The sequence below is a fragment of the Pseudomonas sp. GM80 genome (assembly GCF_000282515.1).
Lineage (GTDB): Bacteria > Pseudomonadota > Gammaproteobacteria > Pseudomonadales > Pseudomonadaceae > Aquipseudomonas.
The window spans coordinates 1-10,979 of sequence record NZ_AKJD01000249.1 but is presented as its reverse complement, the minus strand read 5'-3'; the positions used below and the strand labels follow the sequence as shown (position 1 = coordinate 10,979).

The 10,979-nt window shown below is 59.8% G+C and carries 10 protein-coding genes; 5 read left to right on the top strand and 5 right to left on the bottom strand.

The features are described 5' to 3' along the window. Window positions 1–105: 105 nt before the first annotated feature. Window positions 106–1,011: a 1-aminocyclopropane-1-carboxylate deaminase/D-cysteine desulfhydrase gene (locus tag PMI37_RS28445; RefSeq protein WP_008087889.1), complete on the top strand. Its 906-nt coding sequence runs from the start codon at window positions 106–108 to the stop codon at window positions 1,009–1,011. A 442-nt stretch (window positions 1,012–1,453) separates the two neighbouring features. Here PMI37_RS28445 and PMI37_RS28440 read toward each other — a convergent pair whose 3' ends face one another. Beyond that, window positions 1,454–2,002 carry a cytochrome b gene (locus PMI37_RS28440; RefSeq protein WP_008087887.1) on the bottom strand — a complete coding sequence of 183 codons (549 nt, stop codon included), beginning with the start codon at window positions 2,000–2,002 and terminating at the stop codon, window positions 1,454–1,456. Window positions 2,003–2,309: 307 nt separating this feature from the next. On the opposite strand from PMI37_RS28440, the gene PMI37_RS31955 reads away from it, so the two are divergent. Continuing rightward, window positions 2,310–2,963, top strand: coding sequence for a hypothetical protein (locus PMI37_RS31955; protein ID WP_008087885.1), 654 nt, complete (start codon window positions 2,310–2,312; stop codon window positions 2,961–2,963). Between the two features lie 122 nt (window positions 2,964–3,085). On the opposite strand, the gene phnX is transcribed toward PMI37_RS31955, so the two are convergent. Further along, entirely contained in the window at window positions 3,086–3,913 is an 828-nt protein-coding gene (phnX, locus tag PMI37_RS28430) for a phosphonoacetaldehyde hydrolase (RefSeq protein ID WP_008087882.1), read from the bottom strand. Between the two features lie 152 nt (window positions 3,914–4,065). Continuing rightward, window positions 4,066–5,175 (bottom strand): 2-aminoethylphosphonate--pyruvate transaminase, encoded by a 1,110-nt coding sequence (locus tag PMI37_RS28425; RefSeq protein ID WP_008087880.1) that lies wholly within the window; start codon window positions 5,173–5,175, stop codon window positions 4,066–4,068. A gap of 112 nt (window positions 5,176–5,287) precedes the next feature. Between PMI37_RS28425 and PMI37_RS28420 the strand changes: the two genes are divergently transcribed. After that, window positions 5,288–6,148: a LysR substrate-binding domain-containing protein gene (locus tag PMI37_RS28420; RefSeq protein WP_008087877.1), complete on the top strand. Its 861-nt coding sequence runs from the start codon at window positions 5,288–5,290 to the stop codon at window positions 6,146–6,148. Between the two features lies 1 nt (window position 6,149). Here PMI37_RS28420 and PMI37_RS28415 read toward each other — a convergent pair whose 3' ends face one another. Then, on the bottom strand, window positions 6,150–6,878 hold the full coding sequence (locus PMI37_RS28415; protein WP_045123333.1) for a CatB-related O-acetyltransferase: 729 nt from the start codon (window positions 6,876–6,878) through the stop codon (window positions 6,150–6,152). A 120-nt stretch (window positions 6,879–6,998) separates the two neighbouring features. Then, on the bottom strand, window positions 6,999–7,871 hold the full coding sequence (locus tag PMI37_RS28410; RefSeq protein ID WP_008087873.1) for a LysR family transcriptional regulator: 873 nt from the start codon (window positions 7,869–7,871) through the stop codon (window positions 6,999–7,001). Between the two features lie 286 nt (window positions 7,872–8,157). On the opposite strand from PMI37_RS28410, the gene PMI37_RS28405 reads away from it, so the two are divergent. Both PMI37_RS28405 and PMI37_RS28400 read left to right on the top strand, forming a co-directional pair. After that, window positions 8,158–9,483: an MFS transporter gene (locus tag PMI37_RS28405; RefSeq protein ID WP_008087871.1), complete on the top strand. Its 1,326-nt coding sequence runs from the start codon at window positions 8,158–8,160 to the stop codon at window positions 9,481–9,483. A gap of 73 nt (window positions 9,484–9,556) precedes the next feature. After that, complete coding sequence (locus tag PMI37_RS28400; protein WP_008087870.1) at window positions 9,557–10,948, top strand: FAD-dependent oxidoreductase; 1,392 nt, start codon at window positions 9,557–9,559, stop codon at window positions 10,946–10,948. Window positions 10,949–10,979: the final 31 nt, after the last annotated feature.

Sequence of the window (10,979 nt, the reverse complement as noted above, 5' to 3'; positions counted from 1 at the left end):
CGCAGGCTGCGATCTTTTGATTCTGTTTTTAAAAGACAAGATCAAAAGATCGCAGCCTGCGGCAGCTCCTACTAGTATGTGTTTTTTTCAGATTACGTAGCGCCCATGTTTCCCCACGCCCCCCTCGAACACCTTCATCTGGACTGGCTGAGCGCCGCCGGTATTGAAGTGGCCATCCTGCGTCTCGACCAGATCGACCCGCTGATCAGCGGCAACAAGTGGTTCAAACTCGTCGAACACCTCAAGGCCGCCGAGCGCAACGGGGCCGAAGGCATCATCAGCCTTGGTGGTGCGCACTCCAATCATCTGCATGCGTTGGCAGCGGCGGGGAAACGGCTGGGGTTTAAAACCGTGGGGCTGTTGCGCGGGCATGCGCTGGAAACGCCGACGGTGGAGGATCTGCAAGCGTTCGGCATGCAACTGCACTGGCTGGGTTACGGCGGCTATCGGGCGCGGCACGAGTCTGGGTTCTGGGAACATTGGCTGGCGCAATATCCGACGCTGCACGCGGTGCCCGAGGGCGGCGGTGGTTTGAGTGGTGCGCTCGGTTGTGTTGCGCTGAAGGCGCAGGTTGATGTGCAGTTGAGCGCGTTGGGCTGGCGCGATTATCAGGCCTGGTGGCTGGCGTGCGGCACCGGCACGACATTGGCCGGGTTGGTGCTGGCGGAGGCGGGGGCGCATCCGGTGTTCGGCGCGCTGGCGGTGCCGGAAGATCATGGTGTGGCACCCCAGGTCGAGGCGATTTTGCGCGAAGCCGGGGTGGCCAATGCGGGGTATGCGTTGATTGAGGCGAGCCGTGGTGGTTTTGCCAAGGTTGATTCGGGGTTGCTGGCGTTTATTGAACAGACCGAACAGGCCAGCGGTGTGCCGTTGGAACCGCTGTATACCGGCAAAGCGTTGCTGGCCCTCAAGGAACAGATAGCAGCAGGCAGATTTGCCAGCGGTACACGACTGGTCTTTGTTCATACCGGCGGTCTGCAGGGCAGACGCGGTTTCAGCACTGATCCCTGACCGCACCCTATTTCTGTCATATGGAGATCTATTGTGGCGAGGGGATTTATCCCCGCTGGGCTGCGAAGCAGCCCCAATTCAGCCCACACTGTTCAGCCTGACACACTGCGTTTTGAGGTTTTGGGGCTGCTTCGCAGCCCAACGGGGATAAATCCCCTCGCCACAATGGTTTGCATTGCCCCAGATAGATTCCATTGCCAGGCACAGTGGTTTGCATTGCCCCAGATAGACTCCATTGCCAGGCACAATGGTTTGCATTGCCCCAGATAGATTCCATTGCCAGGCACAGGTTTGCATTGCCCCAGATAGATTCCATTGCCAGGCACAGGTTTGCATTGCCCCAGATAGATTCCATTGCCAGGCACAATGGTTTGCATTGCCCCAGATGGATTCCATTGCCAGGCACAATGGTTTGCATTGCCCCAGATAGATCCCGGCAGGTTTACCCGCGCTTGGGCATCATCCGCAGCAACGTGTTATCCCTCACTACATAATGGTGATAGATCCCCGCCAGCGCATGCAGGCCGATCAGCCAGTAACCGATCGTGGCGACCAGCACATGCCAGTACTCAATCTGTTTGGCGAAGTCTTTGTTTTCCGCGACCAGCAACGGCAGATCAAAACCATAGAACATCACCTGATGCCCTTCGGCGCTGGTGATCAGCCAGCCAAGTATCGGCATGCTGATCATGAACAGGTACAACGCCCAGTGCATCAGTCGCGCCAGCAGCGTTTGCCATTGCGGTGACGCCGGGAAAATTTGCGGCGCCGGGCCGAGGCTGCGCGCCAGCAGGCGAAACCACACCAGCACGAATACGGTCAGGCCCAGCATGTAATGCACTTCACGGATCAGCGTGCGCCCGCCGCTGCCTTTGGGGAAGAGGCCGCGCAATTCCATGCTGGCGTACACCAGCACCAGCAGCACCAACATCAGCCAATGCAGCATGACCGACACGGTGCTGTAACGCGATTCGGAACTTGTCCACGGCATACAGTGTTCCTCTCGGTTCAGGGTTTCATCGCACCGTTTCTCTGACGGCATGCCTTAACTGTAAACCCCCCTGAGCATTTCTGCTGAACGAAACAGAAGTTTTAATGTGCTGTCTTTACAAAGTTATTAGTGTTTGCGGTTTGCGGACTTTAGTGCTGCGGGTGTAACCGGTTGTTGTTTATATCTTGAATCTGCAGAGGGTTTGATTGGCGTTGTTTGATCCGCTAATGTTGCGGGCAGTTGTTGCTTTCAAATCGCTTGATTCAATAAGTGATGCTGTTGATAACTTACTTAAAAGGAATTAAAGATGGCTTTTTGTATTCTTCTGAATCGCAAGCATAGTAAAAACATTGTAAAAAAAGCGATGGTCAAGCCACCGATATCTCGACCGAAGCCCGTGGGCAGCAAACCGCCAGTAACCCGACCCACCACACCTCCGGTCAAGCCACCCGTGGTTCCGGTCAAGCCGCCAGTCAAACCTGCTCCGGTCAAACCGCCTGTGAAGCCGCCGGTCAAACCACCCGTGAAGCCACCTGTCACTCCGGGGACGCCTGGCACCAAACCACCGGTCAAGCCAGCGCCACCGGGCACCAAACCACCCGTGAATGCCCGTCCGCCAATGCCGTGGCCTACCTTGAACATCAACATCGATCCGGTGGCACTGATTAACCTGATCAACGCCCTCGGCAGTATTCGCCAGCCGGATGGATCGACCACACTGAGCGATGGCAGCATCGTCGATGCCGGAAAAAACAAAGTTACCCGCCCCGACGGGATCATTCAGCATGCTGACGGCCGGGTCGAGCATCCTGATGGCCGCGTCGTGTGGCCGGATGACACCGTGGAATATCCAGATGGTCGTATCGTCTGGGCTGACGGCACCGAGCAACTAGCGGACGGTTCGATTCGTTATCCCGATGGATTGAAATATGATGCGGATGGCAATCTTGTTGTTGATTGAATGTTACTGTTTTGATTTGAAAGACTGTTTCGGTTTAACAGCTTGAAACCGATCAGGTGTTTAATGTGATCAATAAAAAAACCGCCAACTTTTTATCAGTTGGCGGTTTTTTTCAATCTACCTTAATCGTTTTGCGGCATCTCACCCTTGGCCAGGCGCTTGTTGATGTCAGCAATCACTTCCGGCAAATCAGTGATGGTGTCGATCATGTAGTGCGGACGCGAGCCTTCGAAAAGGGCGTGGATACGCTTGCGCTCAGTGGCCAGTTCATCACTGCCCAGTGCACGGAAGCCCTCGTAATCGAGGCCCAGCGCATTGCCCGAGCAGATCAGCGCGACCGTCCACATCCCGGCGCGACGGCCTTCGAGGATGCCCGGCACGGTGTCGTCGATCTTCACGCAGGCGCCGACGTCGTCGATGCCCAGCGCAATCACGTTGGCCAGGGCTTGTGCCGGCCACGGACGACCGTTTGGTACTTCGTCGGTCGCCACAACGTGGTCGGCGACGTAACCGTTGGTGGCGGCCAGTTCGACGACTTTGTCCATGACCTGTTTCGGGTAGCCGGAGCAGGAACCGATCTTGATCCCTTGCTGACGCAGGTTGGCGATGGTTTCCAGCGCGCCGGGAATCAGTGCCGAGTGCTCGGCGATCTTCTCGATCTGCAACGGCATGAAGCGGTTGTAGATCGCGGTGACGTCGTCATCGGTCGGCGTACGGCCGAAAACCTTGCGATAACGCTCGGCGACTTGCGGCTGATCGCAGAGGGTGCGGATGTGGTCCCACTTGCCCATGCCCATCGGGCCACGGGCTTCTTCGATGGAGACTTGTACGTCGAATTCGGCGAAGGCTTCGACGAAGATTTGCGTCGGGGCGAAAGAGCCGAAATCGACCACGGTGCCGGCCCAGTCGAGGATGGCGGCTTGCAGCTTGTTTGGATTGACGTAGTTCATGGCAACAATTCCTAGGGAGAACGAGCTATTCAAAAGGTTCGGCGATCCTGTGGGAGCGGGCTTGCCCGCGATGGGGCCCTTTCAGTCGACATTTGTGCTGAATGTCAGACCGCTATCGCGGGCAAGCCCGCTCCCACAGGGATCGAGTCGGATCAGATGTCGAGGACTTCCATCTCGCGCAGCACTTCGCCAACCGCCGCCACGGCCTGGCGCATTTCCTCCGGGCTGACGTGGCCGATGCAGCCAACGCGGAAGGTTTCGACTTGAGTGAGCTTGCCCGGATAAAGGATGTAACCCTTGGCCTTGACCCGTTCGTAGAAATCCTTGAACTGATAACGCGGGTCACTCGGCGCATGGAACGTGGCAATAATCGGCGCCTGAATCGCTGCCGGCAGAAAGCTGCGCAAACCCAGCTTGCCCATCTCTTCCATCAACGCCTGACAGTTGGCGGCGTAACGCGCATGCCGTGCCGGCAACCCACCTTCTTCGTTGTATTGCAGCAGGGCTTCGTGCAGCGCCGCGACCACGTGGGTCGGCGGGGTGAAGCGCCATTGACCGGTCTTCTGCATGTAAGCGTGCTGGTCGAACAGGTCCATCGCCAGCGAATGCGAGTTGCCGGCGGCAGCGGCCAGCGCTTCTTTGCGGGCGAAGACAAAGCCCATCCCCGGCACGCCTTCCAGACACTTGCCGGATGCGGCGATCAGCGCGTCGAACGGCACTTTCTGTGCGTCCACCGGCAGCGCGCCGAAGGAACTCATGGCGTCGATGATCAGGCGTTTGCCGTGTTGCGCAACAACCTGGGCGATTTCCGGCAACGGATTAAGAATCCCGGTGCTGGTTTCGCAATGAATCAGCGCGACGTGAGTGATATCACTGTCGGCACGCAGCAAGCGGTCGACGTCGGCGGCGGTGGTCGGTTCGTCTTCAGCGGTTTCAAAGGTGCTGAACGAGCGGCCAAGTACTTCGCAGATTTTCGCCAGGCGCTTGCCGTAGGCACCGTTGATCAGCACCAGCACTTTGCCGTCTCGCGGTACCAACGTGCCGATGGCGGCTTCGACGGCGAAGGTGCCGCTGCCCTGCAACGGCACGCAGTGGTGAGTGGCGGCGCCGTTGAGGATCGCCAGCAATTGTTCGCACAGGCTGGCGGTCAGTTGGTTGAAGCGGTCATCCCATGACCCCCAGTCGACCATCATCGCCTGGCGGGTGCGGGCCGAAGTGGTCAACGGGCCGGGAGTGAGCAGGATGGGTTCGGCAATACTCATTCGTGTGTCCTCGGATAGCGCTGTGGGATGAAGCTACGGGGCATACGTTGCAATTCGCCGTTGTATCAATCAAATTGTTTGTCGTTATGCCAGCCATCAGTGAGAGTTATTCATGAACCTGTTTCAACTGCGCGCCTTCGACGCCGTGGCCCGCGAAGGCAGCTTCACCCGCGCCGCTGCGCGGTTGTTCATCAGTCAGCCGGCGGTCACCGGGCACATCAAGGCGCTGGAGGAGCACTACCAGATCACCCTCCTTCGGCGAACAGCACGACGGGTGGAGTTGACGGAGGAGGGCACCAAACTCGCGGCGATCACCCGTGCGATGTTTGGTCTGGCAGAAGAGGCGCAGGCGATGCTCGAAGCCAACCGGCAACTGCTCACCGGTCGGCTGGAAGTGGCCGCGGACGGCCCGCACATGGTCATGCCGATGTTGGCGAGCCTGCGCGCGCGTTATCCGGGGATCACGGTGAATCTGCGTTTGGGCAATGCCCAGGAAACGTTGGCGGCGTTGTTGTCGGAACACGCGGACGTGGCCGTGCTGACCGAGGTTGAACCGCGCAAGGGCCTGCACCTGCAAGCGCTGAGCGAGTCACGAATTTGCGCGTTGGTGCCGGCCGCGCATCCATGGGCAACGCGCAGCGGTGAGGTGAAACTCAAGGAACTGGACCAAGTGATCATGGTGCTGCGTGAGCCGAGTTCGATCACCCGGCGTACGTTTGACGACGCCTGCGCGCAGGCTGCGATTCATCCACGGGTGTTGCTGGAACTGGACAGCCGCGAGGCGGTGACGGAAGCCGTGGCCGCGGAGCTGGGCGTGGGCGTGGTGTCATCGGTGGAAGTCAGCCATGACCCGCGCGTGGTGGCGATTCCGATTGTCGGGGAGGGGTTGGTCAACCGCCACATGATTGGCTGCATGGAGCGGCGCCGGGAGTTGCGTTTGATTCAGGCGTTTTTCGGCCTGGCACCGGGCTGAGTCAGGCGATTGCCAATTGCGGCTGCGCGGGCAGGGTCGCTGTACGTGTTCGGCTGATTTCGATTCTCGGGTAATCCGCCTGGCGCAATTGCATGGCCTCAAGCTGAGTCAACGCGGCGTCGGGATTATTCAACGGCAGCGTTTGCAGCAGCTTTACATCCAGATTCCACCACTGACTCTTGAGCAGCCTTTCGATGGTCTGCGGGTCATGCCGGTACTTGATGATTTTCGCCGGGGTGCCGGCAACGATCGCGTAGGGCGGCACATCCTGGGTCACCAGCGCGCGCGTCGCAATAATTGCACCGGTGCCGATCTGTACGCCTTCCAGAATCATCGCGCTGTGACCGATCCACACGTCGTGGCCAATCGTCACGTCGGCCACCACCGGGTCAAACGTCAGGGCCGTGTCGGTGTACTGAAAGGGATGGGAGCTCAGCCAGTCGGTGGGATGCGAACTCTTTTGCTGGCCGATGAAGCAGCGCGTGCTGATCGAGCAGAAGCGACCGATGGAGGAAACGGCAGACAGCACGCAATCACTGCGGATGTAAGTGTGCGCGCCGATCGCCAGGTGTTTCGACTCGATCACGACATGGCCGATGCTGACGTGTTCTTCGAGTGTCAGGATCGAGCGTTTGTGCAACGAAGACATGCCGCCGGCGACTTTGCAGTCGTGCTGGCGAATCCATTTCTTCCAGAGGTGATCACGAAGCAGATTTATTATTTTTTTCACGATGGGTACTTGGATTCCGTGGCGCTTATCAGCGAGTGGTACTGAGAAATATCCTGTCACAGGTGCCTTGGCGCCAGTGTAGCCGACGATCTCGATTCGCCTTAACCGGAAAACGCCGAATCAGCTCAGACTTTCGCGCACCATTTCCAGAAATGTCGCCACCACTCGCCGCGAACTCTGTTCGCGCAGGCACACCAGCGTTTCCGTCAGCCGTCGCGTGCAGTCGATGATCGGCAACGCACACACCCGCGAGTCCGCGCCGAATTCCGCCGCCGACACCACGCCGACGCCAATCCCCACCACCACGGCTTCACGCGCCGCTTCACGCCCCTCGACCTGAATCGCCGGGCGGATGCGAAACCCGGCCCGGGCCATTTCCTCTTCCAGTGTCTGCCGCGTTACCGAACCGTGTTCGCGCAGCACCAGCGGCGTGTCGTCGAGATCCGCCAGGCAGATCGACTCGCGCTCGGCCCACGGATGATTGCGCGACACAAACGCGACCATCGGATCGTTACGCAACGGAACACAGAGCAGGCGTTCATCGCTGACGTCACGCCCGAGCAGCGCCAGATCGGCCTGATAGTTGAACAGGCGAAACAGCGATTCGTCGGTGTTGCCGGTCTCGATCTTCACGCTGATCCCCGGATAGCGCTCGCAGAAGCGCGCGATCTGCGGCAGCACGTGCACCGGCGCATCCACCGCCAGAATCAGGCTGCCGGTCTGCAGGGCCTGGGATTCCTGCAGCAATTCCTGCGCTTCGGCTTCAATTACAAACAGCCGTTGCGTGATCGCCAGCAAGCGCTCGCCCAGATCGGTCAGGCGCACGGAACGTTTATTGCGGTGAAACAGCAAGACACCGAAACGCTCCTCCAATTTGCGCACCTGGTCGGATATCGCTGGCTGCGTGAGAAAAAGGCGCTCGGCGGCTTTGGTGAAGCTTCCATGCACGGCCACCGCGTGGAAGGCTTTGAGTTGGGCGTGGGAGACTGCCATGGCGACTCCTGGTGCGGGGAAGGCTCAGTAACAAGCTGAGCTTATGTGTGAAATACGATAAATCGATTTTATTTATTAAACAGTAATTGCTTTGATCGGCTCACGCCATCGCTGACTGCTCGGTCGAGCAGCAAGATTGGCCATGAGCCTGTGCGTGCAACAGCAGGACTCATCTGACCGATACCGCCATAGGGATGGGGCGATATCGCAGTGCTCAACAATAAAAACACAGGCGTTTTGCTTAACGATTCTGCCGGCACACTCACACCCTGAGGTCAGAACCACAATGAACAAGCACATCGGCACCCTCGCACGTTGGCGCGTGCAGATTTTCGCGATTACCTGGCTGGCGTACGCCGCCTTCTACTTCACCCGCAAAGCTTTTTCGGTGGCCAAACTGGGCATCGCCGAAGACCCCACCTTCATGCTCGACAAAATGGCCATGGCCAACCTCGACGCCATCTACCTGGCGGCGTATGCCGTGGGCCAATTCACCTGGGGCATGCTCGCCGACCGCTTTGGCCCCAGGGTCGTGGTGCTCGGCGGTTTGCTGATTTCCGCCGCGGCGGCGGTGGTGATGGGCAGTTTTGCCACGCTGCCGATCTTCGCCACTTGCATGCTGATCCAGGGGTTGGCGCAGTCCACCGGATGGTCGGGGTTATGTAAAAACCTTGGCAGTTTCTTTCCTGCAAAGGAACGCGGACGGGTGCTGGGTTTGTGGAGTTCCTGCTACGCGTTTGGTGGTCTGGTGGCCTCGCCGTTTGCCGGCTGGTGGGCGTACACGCTGGTCGGCAGTTGGCACGCCGCGTTCATTTCCAGTGCGGTGGTGGTCGCCGTGGTCGCGGTGTTGTTCTTTATCTTCCAGCGCGACAAACCCGAAGACGTCGGCTTGCCAGCGGTAGAGCCGGAGCCGGAAATGAGCGCCGAAGAAGCCGAAGCCAACAGCAAACTCAGCGTCTGGGAGCCGCTCAAGGAAATCCTGCGCAACCGCACGGTGCTGGTCCTGGGCCTGGCGTATTTCATGTTGAAACCGGCGCGTTACGCGATTCTGTTGTGGGGCCCGGTGATCGTGTTTGAACAGATGCCAAGTGTCGGAAAGGTCGGCGCGGCGATCATTCCCACCTCGTTTGAACTGGCCGGGTTGCTCGGGCCGATCCTGATCGGTCTGGCCTCGGACAAACTGTTCGGCGCCCGGCGCATGCCGGCCTGCGTGCTGAGCCTGTTGGCGCTGACCGTGACGCTGGCGCTGTTTATGGGCGCGCTGCACACCGGCAGCGTGTTGCTGGTGGTCGCGCTGTTGTTTGTCATGGGCCTGACTTTGTACGGTCCGGATTCGATGATCAGCGGCGCCGCCGCGATCGACTTCGGCAAAGCCAAGGCTGGCGCCACGGCGGCCGGTTTCGTCAACGGCTGCGGCTCGGTCGGCGCGGTGCTGGGTGGTTTGCTGCCGGGTTACTTCGACTCGGTGACGGTGTTTATCGTCTTCGCCGGTTGCGCGCTGTTCTCGGCGCTGGTGCTGATCCCGCACTGGAACAGCCGCCCGGTCGGCGTGATGGAGCCGCGCGCGTCCATTCCCAATTGCCGGTTGACGATCAAACCCCTGCGTTCCTGAAACCCCTTTGCCTCGCGGCCTGCTGCGGCATTCGCGGCAGGCTGTGACGTGGCCCACTGACTGGAGAAAACCCATGAGACCGTTTTGGCTGGAGCAGGCTTTGCAGGCTGACACGTCGCCGACGTGCCCGTCGCTGCAAGGCGAGGTACGCACCGACGTGTGCATCGTCGGCGGTGGTTACACCGGGTTGTGGACAGCGATCATGCTCAAGCAGCAGAACCCGGAACTCGATGTACTGCTGATCGAAGCCGATATCTGCGGCGCCGGCGCCAGTGGTCGTAATGGCGGCTGTGCGTTGTCGTGGTCGGCGAAATATTTCACCCTTGAGCGCCTGTTTGGCGTCGAAGAAGCGGTGCGTCTGGTCACGGAGTCGGAGCGCAGCATCCACGCCATTGGCGAGTTCTGCGAGCAGTACGGCGTCGATGCCGATTACCGTCTCGACGGCACGCTGTACACCGCGACCAATCGCGCGCAGGTCGGTTCGACGGATGCAGTGATCGCCGCTCTGGAGCGTAACGGCATCAACTCGTTCACCCAGCGGCCGGTCGCCGATGTGCAGCGCATGGCCGGTTCTGCCAAACATCTGGAGGGCTGGTTCTCGCCGGCCGCCGCCAGCGTGCAACCGGGCAAACTGGTGCGCGGCTTGCGCCGAGTGGCGCTGCAATTGGGGGTGAAAATCCACGAAAACACGGCGATGACCGGGCTCGAAGAGGGGCGCCCGGCGCGTCTGCAGACGCCGCAGGGCAACATCGTCGCCGACCGCGTGGTGCTGGCGATGAACGCCTGGATGGCCCGCGCCTTTGCGCAGTTCGAGCGCAGCGTGGCGATTGTTTCGAGCGACATGCTGATCACCGAACCGCGTCCGGAGCTGTTGCAGGAGATTGGTTTGACCAGCGGCGTCAGCGTGCTTGATTCACGGATTTTCGTGCACTACTACCACAACACCCCGGACGGCCGGATCATGCTCGGCAAGGGCGGCAATACCTTCGCGTTTGGTGGACGGATTTTGCCGGTGTTTGATCAGCCGTCGCCGTATGCCGGATTGCTCAAGCGCAGCCTCGATGACTTCTTTCCGGCGTTCAGTGATGTGAAGGTCGATGCGACGTGGAACGGGCCGTCAGATCGCTCGGTCACCGGGTTGCCGTTCTTCGGCCAGATGAGCAGCAGCGGCAATGTGTTTTACGGCTTTGGTTATTCCGGCAGCGGGGTAGGGCCTTGTCACATGGGCGGGCAGATTCTGGCGTCGCTGGTGCAGGGCCTGGACAATTCGTGGACGCGTTCGCCGATTGTTAATGGACCGCTGGGGTATTTTCCGCCGGAGCCGATTCGTTACCTCGGCTCGCTGATGGTGCGCAACGCCATCCGCCGCAAGGAACGCGCCGAAGATCATGGCCACCGGCCTCGGCATCTGGACGTGCGCCTGGCAAAATTCGCCGCTGCCGCCGGCAAAGCCGACAAAGCCTGAAACCCCAGACACACCCCCCTGTAGGAGCTGC